Here is a 17181-nt window from a genome sequence, read left to right on the forward strand (position 1 = left end):
CCTGCTTTACTTGCAGGGAAACGGCTGGTAGTATCTCATTAATAATTTTGCAACAATGGTATCAACAGCACGTCAACAAGGAGGTTACGCCATGGGAATGATGCAAGAGTTCAAGGAGTTCGCGGTCAAGGGGAATGTGGTTGACCTGGCGGTCGGCGTCATCATCGGCGGCGCGTTCGGCAAGATCGTCACGTCATTCGTCAGCGACATTGTCATGCCACCCCTAGGGCTCGCCATGGGGAAGGTGAACTTCACCGATCTGTTCATCAACCTCTCCGACAAACCCTTCGACAGCCTCAAGGCCGCCAAGGACGCCGGCGCCCCGGTCATCAGCTACGGCGTCTTCATCAACACGATGATCGACTTCATCATCATCGCCTTTGTCATCTTCCTGGTCATCAAGCAGATCAACCGCTTCAAGAAAGAGCCGGCTCCCGCCCCCCCCAACACAAAGGAGTGCCCCCACTGCCTGTCGGCCGTTCCCATCAAGGCCTCCAAATGCGCTTTCTGCACTTCCGATATCAAGTAAGCGCACGGTTTCATATAGTTCAGCCCAAGGCGATGATCCTCTGGATCGTCGCCTTTTTTCATCTCTTTTGTTGCAAAGGCACCAAGTGTGCATTACAACCATTCATGAAATGACATGTTCATAGGAGGTGAGGGATGGATGTGACTGAGCAGAGGCATTTCCAGAGGGTACCATTCGCCACGGAATCCACCATTGAATTCGGAGGGAAGCAGCACGGGGCCGACGTGGTCGACATCTGTCTCAAAGGCGCGCTGCTCAAGCTTTCCGGGCCTCCGCAATGCAGACGTGGCGATGCCTGTACCGTTTCCATCGTCCTCGACAACTCGGATATCGTCGTCCAGTTCGAGGCAGAGGTTGCCCACCTCCGTGACCAGTTCCTCGGTGTCAAACTTCTGAAAATTGACATCGACTCCATGATCCACCTGCGCAATATCGTGGAGCTCAACACCGCCGATCCCGACCAGGTCCGCAAGGAACTTTCCTTTCTCTACAGCGAGGAATGACCCGGGTACCCGTCACCCGCCTTCCCCTCCTTGACGAAATTTAAGTTGCTCCCCCGGGGCTCCCGTGCTAACAGCATTTCTTTTCAATTTCACGCACGGGAGCACCCATGATTCACCTCTCGAACATCACCAAACAGCACGGCGCCCAGGTCCTGTTCCGGGACGCCAGCTTTCAGATCCTCCCCGGCACCCGCACCGGCCTGGTTGGCCCCAACGGCGCCGGCAAGACCACCATCTTCCGGATCATCACCGGGGAAGAAGAGGTGGACGCCGGCGAGATGACCTGCGCAAAGAAGACGACCGTCGGCTACTTCTCCCAGGACGTGGGGGAGATGTCCGGCCGTTCCGCCCTGGAGGAGGTCATGGCCGGCTCGGCGGAGACGGTCAGGCTCGCCTCCGAGCTGAAGGAGATGGAAGCGGCCATGTGCGAGCCCCAATCCGACGACGAGATGGCGGCGCTCCTGGAACGCTACGGCATTGCCCAGGAGGAATTCGAGCACCGGGGGGGCTATGATCTCGACACCCGGGCCCAGACGGTCCTCACTGGCCTCGGCATCGGGCCGGACCGGTTCCATCACCCGGTAGAGTCCTTCAGCGGCGGGTGGAAAATGCGGATCGCCCTGGCGAAGATCCTTACCCTCAAGCCCGACGTGCTCCTGCTGGACGAGCCAACCAACCACCTGGACGTGGAGTCCATCATCTGGCTGGAGGAGTGGCTGGCCAACGACTTTGACGGGGCGCTCCTCATGACGAGCCACGACCGGGACTTCATGAACCGGATCGTGACCCGCATCATCGAGGTGGCCAACAGGACCGTCACCACCTACGGCGGCAACTACGATTTTTACGAGCGGGAACGGGACATCCGGCGGGAGCAGCTCCTGGCCAGCCACAAGCGCCAGCAGGAGATGCTCGCCAAGGAGGAGGAGTTCATCGCCCGTTTCGCCGCCCGTGCCTCCCACGCGGCTCAGGTGCAGTCACGGGTGAAGAAGCTGGAGAAGATCGACCGGATCGAGATCCCCGCCGAGGAGCGGATCGTGCGCTTCGAGTTCAATGAGCCGCCGCGAAGCGGCGAGGATGTCGTGGTGATGGAGAATCTGGCCAAGGTCTGGCAGACTCCGGACGGGGGGGAGAAGCCGGTTTTCGGCGGTGTTTCGGGAATCATCCGGCGGCTCAACAAGATCGCCGTGGTGGGGGTGAACGGGGCGGGGAAATCCACCTTCCTCAAAGTCCTGGCGGGGCAGACCGAGCCCACAACCGGCACCGTGACCATCGGGGCCAACGTGGAACTGGGCTACTTCAGCCAACACGCCATGGAAGTCCTCGACCCGAAGAAGACCGTCTTCGAGACCGTGCAGGAGGCCATGCCCCTGGCGAACATCGGCGTCATCCGCAACCTCCTGGCGGCCTTTCTCTTTCCGGGGGATGCCGTGGACAAGCGGGTCGAAAACCTCTCCGGCGGGGAGAAGAGCCGGGTGGTGCTGGCAACGCTCCTGGCCCGCCCCGTCAACTTCCTCGTCCTGGACGAGCCAACCAACCACCTCGACATCCGCTCCAGGGAGATTCTCCTGGACGCCCTCCAGAATTTCACCGGCACCGTGGTCCTCGTGAGCCACGACCGCCACTTCCTCCGCTCCCTGGTGAACCGGGTCTTCGAGGTGGATCACGGCGAGATGCGGGTCTACGAAGGGGACTACTCCTACTACCTCCACAAGAGCCACGAACTGCACGGTCTCCCTTGAGATGCTCATCCTTCCGCTTGCACGCCTATTCCGCTCGCGAACACGCTGATTGACATTCGGGTGTTTGCTGCTACCGTTGTTCTACGGTCAATTCGACGAAACGGGAAGCATCTGGAGAGGTTACGTTGCATCCGGACAGTTAACGGGAGGAAAGCATGCCCCATATCGAAACCGCACGCGTTAATGAAGTGATCGGAGTGCACATCGGAACCATCCAGGAGACCGCCCAGATGCTTAACGTGAACTGCGATCTCCAGGAACTCGAAGCACACCTAGCCACGCTCGAAAGAGCCGTTGCCGATCTGAAAGAAAGTCTCGCTGGGATCCCCCACAAGCCGGCGCAAACGTGATAATCATAAACACGACAGCCGGAATCATACTGCACAACAGGACTCTGCAGCCTGCACCGGCCCTCATTGGTGAAGCCACAGGTGTTTAGCGGATCTTCTGCTCGAACCTGAAGGACCAGGGGGGCTGGGGATTTTCCTGCCGCCACAGCCCCAGGCGCATCTTCCTCGCTTTATTCTCGGCGGCAACGTATCGCGACGAGTAAGGCTCCCTGAGGCGCTGCCGGTAGGCCCAGGCCCACCCCTCTTCTATCATCTCGCGGTCGATATCCCGCCCTCCGGTTTTGACCATGCCAATGACCAGGAGGTTCTTGTCCACATCGACCACGTCGATGGAGATCTTTTTCCCCTCAACCTTTTTCTCAAGGGCCTGTTTGGCTTCCGCGCCAAAGGGTTGGCCAGGCCGCAGCTTTCGGCGCACCTCGGGCGCATCGAGACCGAACAACCGGACCTTTACGGTTCTTGTACCTGTCAGCAGCAAGAATGTGTCACCGTCCAGCACCTTGACAGCAGTCCCCTCAAGGGTTTTCGGGGGTGATGCATGCGAGGAGGAAGAAAACACCGTGAAAACCACAAGGGAAAGGATGATCGTCGCGATGCGCATGGGTTACCCGCTTAGAGGCTGAAATGATGTGACTGTCCACTGCTTAATTTATAAATGACTTCAGGTGTAACGCAACAGACTCCCTACAGAGAACAAGCCCCAAAGAAAAAAGCCGCTCCCGAAGAAGCGGCTTTTATTGTCCGGCTGAAAACGGAATTACTTCGCGGCAGGAGCTTCAGCAGGAGCGGCAGCCGGAGCAGCTTCTTCCTTCTTCACGGCTTTCTTGGCTTTCTTGGCCTTCTTGTGCTTCTTGTGGGCCTTAACCGGCTTCTTCTCTTCTTTCTTCACTTCGCCAGCGGCGGGAGCAGCAGGAGCCTCAGTCTTGACGGGCTCGGCAGCGCAGACGATGCCGGCGAAAGAGATGGCGACGAGAGCAGCGGTGATGGTGGAGAGAACTTTTTTCATGTGGTGAATCCTCCTACTCCTTTGGTGTGTTACTTCTATTGGGTGAAATAGCATCTATCATGCCAGTACGCCAACATTTACAACACACTGTTTTTACTGATATTTTTACCCAAACTACCCACTACATCATTCAAAGGCAACCTTAAATTCTCCACACCATACCTTATTTGGGGTAATTCAAAGAAAAAAGGGCGACCTCGCCGGCCGCCCTCTCGCTATTTCAATCCTGCTTCTCAAAGTTCCCCTTCTCCTGGCATTGGGGACATTTCTGGGGCTTGCACCGCCCCTCCTTGGTGAAGCCGCAGGTGCTGCATTTCCAGGTTGCCATCACTTCGCTCCTTTCTCGGTTCCGTTATCCAGTTTGATCTCCTCCACCGTGCCGAAGGTGGAGAGAGGCTTGTCAAAGGTCTTGTCGTCACCGACCACAACGGTCACCATCCGCTCGGGCTTCAGGCACCTCCGCGCCACCCGGAGGACGTCGTCCTTCGAAACCTTGGCGATGTTGGCCCGGTAGTTCTCCAGATATCCCTCGGGGTAGCCGTAGAATTCAATCCGCGCCCTTTGGGCCACAACGGCGTCGGTACGGGCAAAGCCGAAAATGAAGGAATTGACGATGGCATCCTTTGCCAGGGCCAGTTCGGCATCGGTGACCGGCTCTTTGGTCATGCCGGCGATGATTGCGCGCATGAGGCCGATGGCCTTGGCGGTGGTTTCGCTCTTGGTTTCGGTTTCGGCCTCGAAGGTGCCGATGAAGCGCCTGCCGATATCAAAGGAGGCGTGGACGTTGTAGGCAAGTCCCTCGTTGGAGCGGATCTCGGTCATGAGCCGCGAGGTGAAGCCGCCGCCGAGGATGTAGTCCATGACCCGGACGGCATAGAGGTCGGGGTTGTTCTTGTCGATTCCCGGATGCCCCATGCGGATGGCCGACTGGGGCACATCCTTTCTTGCCAGAAGGACAACGGGCTTCACCTCTTTGGCCGGCTCGGGGACAGGGGGGCAGGCGATCTCCTCCCGTTGCCACCCGGCAAAGGTCTTCTCCAGGAGTGCGACCATCTCCTTCGTGTCGAAGTCGCCGGAGACGGCAAGGATCACGTTATTGGGATGAAAATATTGTTTCTGGAAGGCCACCATGTCGTCACGGGTGATGGCCGTAACCGTCTCGATGGTGGGAACCCGCCCCAGGGGATGGTTGGGGTAGACGGCCTTCTGGAACTCACGGTCGGCGATCTCCTTGGAATCATCGTTCTGGCGGCGCAGGGCCTCGATGGTCCGCTTCTTGGCCAGGGCCACCCGGTCTTCGCTGAAGGCAGGGGCCATCATCACCTGGGCGAAAAGCTCCAGGGTCCGGGGGAGGTTCCGCTTGAGACAGGAGAGGGAGACGCTCCCCGCGTCGGCGCCGATGCTCGACTCCACCGCCGAGGCCATGAACTCAAGCTCTGCATCGAGGGACTGGGGGGGAAGCTCCCTGGTGCCGCCGCTCCGCATGACCGCGCCGGTGAGGCCCGCGAGCCCCGTCTTGTCGGCCGGCTCGTAGATGCTCCCCACATTCACGTAGGCGGTGAGGCTCACCAGGGGAAGCTCCCGGTCGGGAAGCATGTGGACGACCATGCCGTTTTTCAGCACGATCCGCTCGGTCTTCGGCACCTCGAACACAAGGGGCGCAAAGGCCATGGTGCGGGGATCGGCCTTTTTCGTCTCGGCCCCGAAAGCGATGACGGGCAACAGCGCTGCAAGAATGATGAGTGCAAATCGTTTAGCGATGATCATGGATTGTCCCCGTTACCTTAGTTCTCAGTCTTCTTTGTGATGAATCCCACGATCCGGTTCTCGCGGGTGAAGTACTTTCGCGCCACACGGATCACGTCGTCGGGGGTAATCCTGGCCACCTTGCTCCGGTGCTCGATCAGGTAGCGCCAGGTGCCCGCCACCGCCTCGTACTCGGTGAGGTTGCGGGCGAGCCCGCCGTTGGAGAGCATCTGGCGGCTCTCCTCGTACTCCAGCTTGTTGAGTATCTGCTTCAGTTCCCGCTCGGTGATGGGTTCCTTCTTCAGGCGCTCCAGTTCTTCGTAGATGGCGGCCTCCACCTCGGCCACGGTGTGAGGGGCGCGGGTGGTGGCGGCAATGACGAAGAGGTTCGGGTAGCGGCTCCCCGGCGCCGAGAAGCTGGAAACCTCGGTGACCAGCTGCTTCTCCACGACGAGCTTCTTGTAGAGGCGCGAGGTGCGGCCATCGGCCAGGACCATGTCGATAACGTCGAAGACGTAATCATCAGCGGCCGGAAGGCTCGGCTTGTGATAACCGATAAGGAGCTCGGGCTCCGAATCGGCAATGATCTCCACCCGCCGCTCCCCTTCCTGGCGGGGCTCCACCACGGCCACGGGTGGGACGGGAGTGCCCAGGGGGATGGTGCTGAAGTACTTCTCCACCAGGGCAATGGTCTTATCGGGATCGATATCCCCCACCAGGGCGACGATGGCGTTGTTGGGCTTGTAGTACCTGGTGAGGAACCCCTCCGCCTTGGTCCGGGTCAGATTTTCGATGTCCGACATCCAGCCGATGATGGGCTGGCCAAAGGGGTGGGCGTGGTAGGAGGAGGCCACGAAGTTCTCCCAGAGCTTCGATCCCGGCTCGGTATCGTAGGAGCGGCGGCGCTCCTCCATAACCACGTCCCGCTCCGTGTAGAACTCGCGAAGCACGGCGTTCTGCATCCGGTCGCTCTCGATGGCGGCCCAGAGCTCCAGCTTGTTGGCCGGCATGTTGATGAGGTAGGTGGTACCGTCCTTGCTCGTGAAGGCGTTGTAGCCGGTGCCGCCGTTTCGGGCGTAGATCTCGGCGAACTCCTCCTTGATGACGTACTTGGCCGCCTCGGCCTCCAGTTCATTGAGCTTTTTCTGCAGTTCTGCCACCTTGGCCTGATCCGCCTTATCCCCCTTGGCCTTCTCCGCCACAAGGGGAAGGGCCGTTTCCTCGATCTTGTCCAAGAGCGGCTTCTCTGCGGCGTAATTCTTCGTCCCGAGGGTTTTGGTCCCCTTGAAGAGCATGTGCTCCAGGAGATGGGCGATCCCCCGCTCGTCGCTCCGCTCGTCCACGCTCCCGACCCGGAAGCGGATCCATGCGGCCACCGTGGGGGAGGTGTGGCGTTCCACCATGAGGAGCTTCATGCCGTTTTTCAGGGTATGCTCCCGCACCCGCTCCTCCAGGCCGGTTCCGAAGGCCGTAGTGGTGAGGAGTAAGGCAAAAAGCGTGAGGAGTAAAATGGGATGCAACTTTTTCATCAGTAACCTCGCACTGTTCATTGGAATCAATCAAACTAAAACACTGAAAACTTCACATACTTCTTTGGATTCTCCTTGATATCCTTCACCAGCAGATCCAGGTCATCCACGGTCCGGTTGAGCCGGTCATAGAGCTCCCGGTCGGACAGGAGCTTGCCGGCGGTCCCCTCTCCCCGCTCAAGCCGGGCGGTGACCTCTTCCAGGGAGCGAAGGGAGGTGTCGGCCCGGTTGATGAGGGTGAGTCCCTTGTTGTAGAACTCCCGGTCGGTCATGAGCATGCCGAGGGTCCCCTCCTTGGAGAGGAGCTTGCGGTTCAGTTCCCGAACCTCGTCGGCGGCGGTACTTGCCTTGCTGGCCACGGCCACGAGCTTGTCGTAGAGCTCCCGATCGTGAAGGAGCTTGCTCATGGTCCCCTCCGACGACTGGATGTCGGTGAGGGTGTTGTCGGCCCGGTTGAGGATGCTCATGAGCTTTTCGTAGGGCTCACGGCTCTTGTTGAGCATGCCGAGGGTTCCCTCACCCCGGTTGACGGAGGCGGCAACGGTGTTCAGCTCGGTGGTGAGGCGCACCAGGCTGTCGTAAAGTTTCGGGTCGTTGGCGAATCGCCCGAGGGTCCCCTCGCCCCGCTCGGTCTTGGCCACGATGGCGTCCACCCGGTCAAAGGCCCTGGCCGCCTTCTGCACCACGTCATCCAGCTTCGGCATGGGGGTGCCTTGAAGCCTCGCCACCGGCTTCGCCACGATTTCCCGGGTCGGCGTGATGTCCACGTACTTTTCCCCCATGAGCCCCCGAGTCTTGACAGTGACAACCGAATCGGCGCCGATTTTTTTAAGGGCATCCCGGTCCACCTCCAAGACGATCTCCACCTCGTTGGTGGCCTCGGGGCGCTCGAAGTCAATGCGGGTCACAATCCCCACGTCGACCCCGGCAAGCCAGACCGGCGCCCCCACCTTGAGCCCCGCCACATCGGTCATTATGACCGAAAGCCTCCCCTTGGGAACGAAGAACTTGGTCTTGTCCCCCATGAAAAGGACGCCGCCGGCGAAGAAGGCCAAGGCCACCAGGATGAAGATCCCCCCCTTGAGCTGGGACCACGATACGTTGTCGCTTCGTTTCATGTCGTTGTGGTTTCCGTGTGATTGTTGGTGGTGTACCTGAACAGGGAACGGTCCGTGGGTGCCAGGAACTCGCGGATCTCCGGCAGCTCGCACCGCTTCATCTCCTCTTCCGTCCCCTCGAAGGCAAGCCGCGCATGGTAGAGGAAGGAGAACCTCCGGGAGACGGCAAAGGCGGTTTCCAGATCGTGGGTCACCATGAGGGTGGTTTTCCCCTCCCCCTGGAGCCGGAGCATCAGGTGCTGGATGTTGAAAACCCCGATGGGGTCGAGGCCCGTGGTGGGCTCGTCGAAAAAGATGTAGTCCGGATCCGCCGCCAGGGCCCGGGCGATTGCGACCCTCTTCTTCATGCCGCCCGAAAGCTCGGCGGGATAGAGATCGATGGTCTGCTCAAGCCCCACGAAGGAGAGCTTCTCCAGCACGATCCGCTCGATCTCCTTCTCGGAAAGCCGCCCTTCCTCGAAGAGGCGGTACCCCACGTTCTCCCCCACGGTCATGGAGTCGAAGAGAGCCCCCCCCTGAAAAACAATTGCAATATTTTTCCTGACCTGGATGAGCTCCCGCTCCGAGAGCCCCCCGATGGGGACCCCGTCGATGGAGATGGTTCCCCCTTCGGGCCGCAGGAGCCCCAGGATCAGCCGCAGGATGGTGGTCTTTCCGGCCCCGCTCATGCCGAGGATGGTCCGGTTCACCCCCGGTTCCAGGAAGAGGTCGAACCGGTCGAGGATCTGCCGCCCCCCCACCGCGTAGGAGACCTGGTCCATCCGTATGCCTCTCTCACCAGTCACGGTTTCACCTGAACACGATAAAGATTTTCGTCATGAAGAAATCGCACACCAGCACCATGATGGACGAGACGACCACCGCCCGCTTGGCCGCAGCCCCCACCCCCTCGGCTCCGCCGCTGGTGGTGAGCCCCGCATAGCAACCGACCATGGCGATGATAAAGCCGAACACAAAGGGTTTCGCCACCCCTTCGATGAGGTCCTGGAAGACCATGAACTGGGGGAGCGATTCCCAGTACATGAGGATATTGATATCGTAGCCGGCGGCAATGACGTACCCCCCCAGGAGCGCCAGGGCGTCGGTTATCACTGCCAGAAGCGGCATGGCGACGAGCATTGCCTTGAGCCGCGAGGTGACGAGCCGCGTGATGACATCGGTCCCCTCCACCCGCATGGCGTCCACCTGCTCGGTGACGACCATGGTGCCGAGCTCGGCGGTGATGGACGAGCCGACCCGCCCCGCCACCATGAGGGACGAGAGGACCGGCCCCAGCTCCTTCACCATGGTGACCGCCACCATCCCCCCCACGTAGCTGGTTGCGGCGAAGGGCTTCAGCTGGATGAGGGCCTGGAGCGCCATGACCATGCCGGTGAAGAGCCCCGTGAGGCAGACGATGAAAAGGGAGCCGACCCCCATCTTGTCTAACTGGGTGACGAACTCCCGGTAGTAGTGGGGCCTGCGGAAAACCCGCACGAGAGCCCTGGCGGAGAGGACAAAGAACGCCTGAAATTCCCGGAGGAACCATTTGACGGTGCGCTCTGGATTCATACCGGCTGCAGCACCACCTGAACCGCCTCGCGCACGTCATCCACGAAGACGAAGGCGATCTCCCCCTTCACGTCGTCGGGGATGTCCTCCAGGTTCTCCCGGTTGCGGGAGGGTGCCACAACCGTCTTCACCCCGGCCCGCCGGGCCGCCAGGACTTTCTCCTTGAGCCCGCCGATGGCCAGGACCCGTCCCGTGAGGCTGATCTCGCCGGTCATGGCCACGTCGCGCCGGGCCGGCCGCCCCGACAGGAGCGAGACGATGGCGATTACCATGGTGATCCCCGCCGACGGCCCGTCCTTGGGGATGGCGCCCGCCGGCACGTGGATGTGGATATCGGTGTCGGCAAAGGCGGTTTCCTCCACCCCCCACTCGGCGCCGTTGGCCCGCACGAAGGAGAGGGCCGCCCGGGCCGACTCCTTCATGACATCCCCCAGGGAGCCGGTCAGGATCAGCTCCCCCTTCCCCTTCATCCGGGTCGCCTCCACGAAGATGATGTCGCCGCCGGTCTCGGTCCAGGCAAGCCCCGTGACGACTCCCACCCGGTCTTTCTCCGAGGCCACCTCATTGAAGAAGGTCCGGGGGCCCAGAAGCTCCTCCACCACCGCCGGAGAGATGGTCTCCCGCAGGGGCTTGCCCTGGGTAATCTCCTTGGCCACCTTGCGGCAGACCGAGGCGATGTTCCGCTGGAGGTTCCGCACCCCCGCCTCCCTGGTGTAATCGCGGATAATCTTGAAAAGTGCATCGTCGGCAAAGGCGGGAGGGGTGCCCGCCAGGCCGTTCTCTTCGATCTCCCGGGGGACCAGGTAGCGGACGGCAATCTTCTCCTTCTCCTCGTCGGTGTAGCCCGAGAGCCGGATCACCTCCATCCGGTCCTTGAGGGCCGCGGGGACCGGGTCCAGCTGGTTGGCCGTGGTGATGAACATGACGTTGGAGAGGTCGAAGGGGACATCCAGGTAGTGGTCGGTGAAGGTGTTGTTCTGCTCCGGGTCCAGCACCTCCAGAAGGGCGCTGGCCGGGTCACCCCGGAAGTCGAGGCCGATCTTGTCCACCTCGTCCAGCATGAAGACCGGATTGTTGGTGCCGCAGCGGTAGAGCTCCTGGATAATCCGGCCAGGAAGGGCACCGATGTAAGTGCGGCGATGGCCGCGGATCTCCGCCTCGTCTCGCATCCCCCCCAGGGACATGCGGATGAATTTGCGCCCCAGTGCCCGGGCGATGGACTTGCCGAGACTCGTCTTCCCCACCCCCGGCGGCCCCACGAAGCAGAGGATCGGCCCCTTCATCCGCTCCCGAAGCGTGCGGACCGCCAGGTATTCGAGGATCCGCTCCTTCACCTTTTTCAGGTCGTAGTGGTCCTCGTCCAGCACCGCCTCGGCCTGGTTGATGTCGTTGTTGTCCCTGGTGGCGTTCTTCCAGGGCATCCCGGCCAGGTAGTCGAGATAGGTGCGGGAGACCGTGTACTCCGGGGAGGCGGGATTGATCCGCTCGACCCGCTTCAGCTCCTTGTCGGCGATTTTCCGGACCTCCGAGGGCATGCCGGCCGCATCGATCTTCTTCCGGAGGTCGATCATCTCGGCGGCCCGGGTGTCCTCCTCTCCCAGCTCCTCCTGGATCTGCTTCATCTGTTCCCGCAGCAGGTATTCCTTCTGGCTCTTGCCGACCCGCTTGGTCACCTCGGCCTGGACCTCCCCCTTCACCTGGAGTCGCTGCACCTCGCTCGTCAGGTGCATGTAGACCTTCTTGAGCCGCTCCAGGGGGTCGATGGTCTCCAGGAGCTGCTGCTGATCGTCCAGGGGAAGATTCACGTAGAGGGCCACCAGATCCGCCAGCCGTGCCGGGTTGTCGATGAGATCGATCATCTTCATGACATCCTCGGGAAGGGGACGGCCATAGGAAAGGGCAATCTTGAGGAGGGCATTGAGGCTCTGGACCAGGGCCTCGGAAACCATGGAGCGCTCCACGAACTCATGGAGCGGCTCGCAGTGGGCCTGAAGGTGATGGTTGAACTCCACCACCTCCGTCACCCGGACCCGGGCAACCCCCTCAAGGACCACCTTCGCCCCCCCTTCGGAGAGACGCTGAACTTGGTTGACCTTGCAGAGGGTGCCGATATCAAAGAGAGCGGGAATCCTGCCGGGAGCGGCCTCCTCCCGTGGGCGGACGAGGGCCACGAGCTGATCGTCGCCCAGCATCTCCTCGAAAGGGGCGAGGTCCTCATCCTTCAGGAACAGGGGGAAAATCATGTACGGAAAGGCCACGATCTCCCGGACTGGATAGAGCGGCACGGTGTAGGGTACCGATATCGACACGGTTTCGGACATGGGGATAGGGTCCTCGGGTCGAACAGGGCTTGGAGTGGCGCCAGGATATAGTAACCAGACTAGCCGCTGAGGCCGCTCCTGTCAAGGAACGGCGCGGGAAATGAGCACAGGTGCGGGAAAGCGCCTGAAACCGGCCTTACCCTTCGGCGCCGACGGTTTCCCACTCCTCATACAATGCGGCGATCCGCGCCGTCAGGGCGGCGTGCTCTTCCCCACCCTGCCGGGCCGCTTCCAGATCCTGGAAAAAGGCGGAGTCGGCCATCCGCGCCTCCAACTCGGCAAGACGCTCCTCCTCCGCGGCGATGGCCACCTCCAGCTCCTCCAGACGTTTCTGGCGCCGTTTCTCGTCCCGCTGACGGGATTTCTCCTCCTCCCGCTGGCGCAGCCGCTCTTCCTTGGAATCAGTTACCGGGGAAGCAGATGCCGGGACCGGGGACCGGGGACCGGAGACCGGCGAAGCCTGGGCATCGGCCGACGCCTTCTTCGCAAGATAGTACTCGTAGTCCCCGTGGTAGCTGGCGAGCTGTCCCCCCTCCACCTCCACCACCCGGGTGGCGAGGCCGTCGATGAAGTAGCGGTCGTGGGAGACGAAGACCACGGTGCCGGGGAAGGTCTTGAGGGCATCCAGGAGCACGTCCTTGCTGAAGAGGTCCAGGTGGTTGGTGGGCTCGTCCATGAGGAGCAGGTTCGAGGGGCGCAGGAGCATCTTGGCCAGGGCCAGGCGGTTCCGTTCCCCCCCCGAGAGGACCGCCACCTTCTTGTGGATGTCGTCCCCGGAGAAGAGGAAGGCGCCGAGGATGTCCCGCAACTGGGGCACCATGGCAAAGGGGGCGTCGGCAAGGAGCTCGTCGTGGACGCTCTTGTCGCTGTCGAGAACCTGGGCCTGGTCCTGGGCAAAGTAGTCGAGGGTCACGTTGTGCCCCACGGTCCGTTCACCTTCATCGAAGGGCTTGCCGGCCATAATCCCCATGAGGGTCGATTTGCCAGCGCCGTTGTGCCCCACCAGGGCGATCCGCTCCCCCTTCTCCACGGTGAGATCGACGCCGTTCAGCACCACGTTGGCGCCGTAGGCCTTCACCACGCCGGCAAGCTCCATGGCGATCCGGCCGCTGGCCGGGGGGTCGGGGAACCGGAAACGGATTTTCTTGCGCTCCGGCGGGAGGACGATCCGCTCGATCTTCTCCAGTTGCTTGATGCGGGACTGGACCAGGGACGCCTTGTCGGCCTTGTAGCGGAACCGGCTGATGAAGTCCTCGATCTTCTGTACCTCCTCGTCCTGGCGCCGCTTCGCCTCCCGCAGGGCAGCCACCCGCTCCTCCCGCTGGACCAGATAGCGGCTGTAGGAGCAGTGGTAGTCGGTGAGGACGCTGTTCCAGACCTCGGTGATCCGATGGCAGACCTGGTCCATGAAGAAGCGGTCGTGGGAGACGAGGATCACCGAGTGGGGATACTCGCACAGGTACCCCTCCAGCCAGTTGCGGGCCTCGATGTCCAGGTGGTTCGTGGGCTCGTCCAGAAGCAGCACGTTGGGCTTTTTGAGGAGGAGCTTCGCCAGGGCGATCCGCATCTGCCACCCGCCGGAGAACTCGCCGCAGTCGCGCCCCCGGTCGGCGGGGAGAAAGCCGAGGCCGTCCAGCACCCGGCACGCCTCCGCCTCCATGGCGTAGCCCCCCCTCAGCCGGAACTCCTCCTGGAGGTGCCCGTAACGATCAAGAAGCGCATCGTGCTCAGGGTCGACGTGGGGAATTTCCTCCAGGCGCCGGGTGAGGTCGGCCAGTTCCCGCTCCATCTGCTGGAGATCGTCCAGGGCCGTCATCACCTCGGCCAGTAGTGCCCTTCCCCGGGTGACGATGCCGTCCTGGGGAAGGTAGCCGACCGTGGCACCCTTGGCGAAGATCATCTCGCCGGCCGAATGTTCCACGAGCCCGGCAACGATTTTCATGAGGGTCGACTTGCCGGCGCCGTTCTCCCCCACGAGGCCCACCCGCTCACCCTTTTTCAGGTGCCAGTTGATGCCGGTGAAGAGGGGCCTTCCCGCGAAGTCCTTGGAGAGGTTCTTGAGATGCAGCATGGGGTTCCGTTCCGTGTTGGAGTGATGGCGCCATTGTAGGGGGGGCAAATCGGCCTTGTCAATGTTCTCACTATCATCCGCGTCCCTAAATGACCGCAAATGCCAGTTTTTTCTTATTAATGGCAAAAAACTCTGGTATAGTTTATCGATTTTACGCGACTTCAAGGCCCTTCGACACCGTAGCGGGCCTTTGAATACACATCAATCGGGCTGCCCGGCTCCATGCCTGGAGCGGCCGACATTTCAGCGGCGCGGGGTGCGCCCCGCCGCCCAAAAGGACAGGAACCTATGGCAAAAAAGATGCTCATCAACGTGATGCATCCGGAGGAGGCCCGCGTTGCCATCGTCGAAGACGGCAAGCTGGACAACCTGGACATCGAGATCGCGGGGAGCGAACAGACCCGCGGCAACGTCTACAAGGGGGTCGTGGTCCGGGTAGAGCCGGGGCTCCAGGCGGCCTTCGTCGACATCGGCGCCAAAAGGCTCGGCTTCCTCCAGATGGGGGAGATCCACCCCTCCTTCTGGCAGTGGCGCGACGACGTCCCCCCCGAGAACCGCAACCGCCGCCCCCGCATCCAGGAGGTTATCCGCCGGGGCCAGGAGCTCATCGTCCAGGTGGAGAAGGGTGAACGGGACATGAAGGGTGCGGCCCTCACCACCTACATGTCGTTCCCGGGGCGCTACATGGTGCTCATGCCGGGAAGCGACTCCGCCGGCATCTCCCGCAAGGTGGAGAGCGATGCCGACCGCAAGAAACTGAAGGAGAAGCTCAACCAGATGGAGATCCCCGAAGGGATCGGCTACATCGTCCGGACCGAGGCCCTCGGCAAGACCAAGACCGAGCTGAACAAGGACCTCCAGAACCTCCTCAATCTTCACACGTCGATCCAGGAGAAGGCGGCCGCCACCAAGGCTCCGGCCCTCATCTACCAGGAGATGAACGTGGTCATCCGGACCATCCGCGACTACTTCACCGCCGAGATCGACGAAGTGCTCGTGGACAGCAAGGAGGTCTACAAGGAGGCCCGGGACTTCTTCAAGCAGACCATGCCCAAGTACGAGAAGCTGGTGAAGCTCCATACGGAGAAGCGCCCCATCTTCTCCCGCTACCAGATCGAGGAGCAGATCGACCTCATCTACGAGAAGAAGGTTCCTCTAAAATCCGGCGGCTACCTCATCATCGAACCCACCGAGGCCCTGGTCTCCATCGACGTCAACTCCGGCAAGACCACCGGCGAGAAGGGGGTCGAGGACACCGCCTACAAGACCAACCTGGAGGCAGCCGAAGAAGCGGCCCGGCAGCTGCGGCTGCGGGACCTGGGGGGGCTCATCGTCCTTGATTTCATCGACATGCGGGACCGCAAGCACAACGCCGCCGTGGAGAAGGCCCTCAAGGCCGCCCTCAAGGAGGACAAGGCCCGGGTCGAGGTGGGGCGCATCTCCCAGTTCGGCATGCTGGAGATGTCCCGCCAGCGGATCAAGCAGACCCTGGAGCAGGGGAGCACTCTGGAATGCCCCCACTGCAGCGGCCGGGGGAAGGTGAAGAGCGTTGAGAGCATGGCCCTCTCCTTCCTCCGCAAGGTCCACGCCGCCGCAGCCAAGGGGACCGTGGCCGAGGTCCACGGCGGCCTTCCCCTGGAAGTGGCCTACTACCTCCTGAACCGCAAGAAGCGGGAGTTGGCCCGGATCGAGGACGACTACGACATCGTGGTCACGGTCAAGGGGCGGACCTCCTTCCTCATGAACGAGCTGGAACTGGAGACAGTCAAGCGGGAAAAACCGGCCCACATCGAGCATCCGGCCGAAGCGGCGGAGATACCGGAAAAGAAGCAGGAACCCGTCACGGAAGCCGGCGAGGAAGAAGAGACGGCCCCCCAGGAAGGCGGGGAGGGGAAAAAGCGCAAGCGCCGCCGGAGCCGTAAGAAGGGGAAGGGAGAAGAGACTCCGGCCGTCTCCCCTGCCGAGGAGCCCCAGCAGGAAGAAGAAGCCGCAGAAGAACCGGAGACCGGTGAGGAACCAGCGGAGATCGAAGAGGGTGCCGAGGCCGCGCCGAGCGAAGAGGCCAAGAAGAAGAGGCGCCGGAGACGGCGGCGGGGCAAGAAGCCACGCACCGAGGAAACCGGCGAGGTTCAGGCCGCCGAAGCCGCCGCTGAGATTGTGACTCCTGTGCCGGCCGTCGAGCCTTCCGCGCCGATTGATGCGGAATCCGCAGCGGAAGCGGAGGAACCGGCAGAACCGGCTGCCGAGGAGGCGAAAAAAAAGCGCCGCCGCCGCAAGCGCCGCAGCGGCAAGCGAGAAGAAGAGGGACCGGTCGCCGACGAGACCGCCTCCCAGCAAGAAACAGCCCCAGGGGCGCCGGAGCCCGCGCCGGTACCGGCTGTCGAACCTGCGCCGGAACAGCCGAAGCCGAAGAAGACCCGTGCACCGCGCACCAAAAAGGCTGCCGTTGCGGCGTCAGAACCCGCGGAGCCCCAGACCGTCGAGGCGGTACCCGCCGAACCGGCACCTACCGAAGCGGCACCGGCAAAGCCTGCGCGTAAGCGGGCGCCCCGCAAGAAGGCTGCCGCGGCGGAGGAAGGAATCACCCCTGAAGCGCTCCCGCCGGAACCGACGCCGGAAGCCGAGCCCCCGAAACGCAAGCGGGCGCCGCGTAAGAAGAAGGAAACCGTTGACCCTCCGCCAGAGAATGAAACACCCTAATTCTAAATGACAGGA

The 17181-nt window shown here is 61.9% G+C and carries 15 protein-coding genes; 5 read left to right on the plus strand and 10 right to left on the minus strand.

All coding sequences use genetic code 11. The annotated features are described in order from the left end of the window. The first annotated feature begins 91 nt into the window (after positions 1-91). From mscL to KI811_RS01365, 4 genes are all read left to right on the plus strand, one after another. Positions 92-529: a large conductance mechanosensitive channel protein MscL gene (gene mscL, locus KI811_RS01350; RefSeq protein WP_214184690.1), complete on the plus strand. Its 438-nt coding sequence runs from the start codon at positions 92-94 to the stop codon at positions 527-529. Between the two features lie 134 nt (positions 530-663). Next, a complete protein-coding gene (locus tag KI811_RS01355; protein WP_214184691.1) occupies positions 664-1032 on the plus strand; it encodes a PilZ domain-containing protein in 369 nt (122 codons plus the stop codon). 107 nt (positions 1033-1139) lie between these two features. Then, positions 1140-2774, plus strand: coding sequence for an ABC-F family ATP-binding cassette domain-containing protein (locus tag KI811_RS01360; RefSeq protein ID WP_214184692.1), 1635 nt, complete (start codon positions 1140-1142; stop codon positions 2772-2774). Between the two features lie 155 nt (positions 2775-2929). Then, positions 2930-3124 (plus strand): hypothetical protein, encoded by a 195-nt coding sequence (locus KI811_RS01365; RefSeq protein WP_214184693.1) that lies wholly within the window; start codon positions 2930-2932, stop codon positions 3122-3124. An 85-nt stretch (positions 3125-3209) separates the two neighbouring features. Here KI811_RS01365 and KI811_RS01370 read toward each other — a convergent pair whose 3' ends face one another. The 10 genes from KI811_RS01370 to KI811_RS01415 form a co-directional block, all read right to left on the minus strand. Beyond that, complete coding sequence (locus KI811_RS01370; RefSeq protein WP_214184694.1) at positions 3210-3725, minus strand: thermonuclease family protein; 516 nt, start codon at positions 3723-3725, stop codon at positions 3210-3212. A 156-nt stretch (positions 3726-3881) separates the two neighbouring features. After that, positions 3882-4130, minus strand: coding sequence for a hypothetical protein (locus KI811_RS01375; protein WP_214184695.1), 249 nt, complete (start codon positions 4128-4130; stop codon positions 3882-3884). A gap of 220 nt (positions 4131-4350) precedes the next feature. Next, the gene (locus KI811_RS01380) at positions 4351-4458 is read right to left on the minus strand and encodes an RCKP-type rubredoxin-like domain-containing protein (protein ID WP_207163680.1); all 108 of its coding nucleotides are present in this window, start codon (positions 4456-4458) and stop codon (positions 4351-4353) included. After that, positions 4458-5897, minus strand: a complete 1440-nt coding sequence (locus KI811_RS01385; RefSeq protein WP_214184696.1) for a M16 family metallopeptidase — start codon at positions 5895-5897, stop codon at positions 4458-4460. Before KI811_RS01385 ends, KI811_RS01380 begins: the two co-directional genes overlap by 1 nt. Before the next feature lie 17 nt (positions 5898-5914). Continuing rightward, complete coding sequence (locus KI811_RS01390; RefSeq protein ID WP_214184697.1) at positions 5915-7405, minus strand: M16 family metallopeptidase; 1491 nt, start codon at positions 7403-7405, stop codon at positions 5915-5917. Positions 7406-7440: 35 nt separating this feature from the next. After that, positions 7441-8523 (minus strand): MlaD family protein, encoded by a 1083-nt coding sequence (locus tag KI811_RS01395; RefSeq protein ID WP_214184698.1) that lies wholly within the window; start codon positions 8521-8523, stop codon positions 7441-7443. Further along, the gene (locus KI811_RS01400) at positions 8520-9308 is read right to left on the minus strand and encodes an ABC transporter ATP-binding protein (RefSeq protein ID WP_281876108.1); all 789 of its coding nucleotides are present in this window, start codon (positions 9306-9308) and stop codon (positions 8520-8522) included. The genes KI811_RS01395 and KI811_RS01400 overlap by 4 nt, the downstream gene beginning before the upstream one ends. A gap of 4 nt (positions 9309-9312) precedes the next feature. Next, positions 9313-10074, minus strand: a complete 762-nt coding sequence (locus KI811_RS01405) for an MlaE family ABC transporter permease (protein ID WP_214184699.1) — start codon at positions 10072-10074, stop codon at positions 9313-9315. Continuing rightward, positions 10071-12395, minus strand: coding sequence for an endopeptidase La (gene lon / locus KI811_RS01410; protein ID WP_214184700.1), 2325 nt, complete (start codon positions 12393-12395; stop codon positions 10071-10073). The genes KI811_RS01405 and lon overlap by 4 nt, the downstream gene beginning before the upstream one ends. A 136-nt stretch (positions 12396-12531) precedes the next feature. Further along, positions 12532-14466 carry an ABC-F family ATP-binding cassette domain-containing protein gene (locus tag KI811_RS01415; RefSeq protein ID WP_214184701.1) on the minus strand — a complete coding sequence of 645 codons (1935 nt, stop codon included), beginning with the start codon at positions 14464-14466 and terminating at the stop codon, positions 12532-12534. Between the two features lie 288 nt (positions 14467-14754). On the opposite strand from KI811_RS01415, the gene KI811_RS01420 reads away from it, so the two are divergent. Then, positions 14755-17166, plus strand: a complete 2412-nt coding sequence (locus KI811_RS01420; protein WP_214184702.1) for an Rne/Rng family ribonuclease — start codon at positions 14755-14757, stop codon at positions 17164-17166. Positions 17167-17181: the final 15 nt, after the last annotated feature.

The organism is Geobacter hydrogenophilus (assembly GCF_018501225.1).
Classification (GTDB): Bacteria; Desulfobacterota; Desulfuromonadia; order Geobacterales; family Geobacteraceae; genus Geobacter; species Geobacter hydrogenophilus.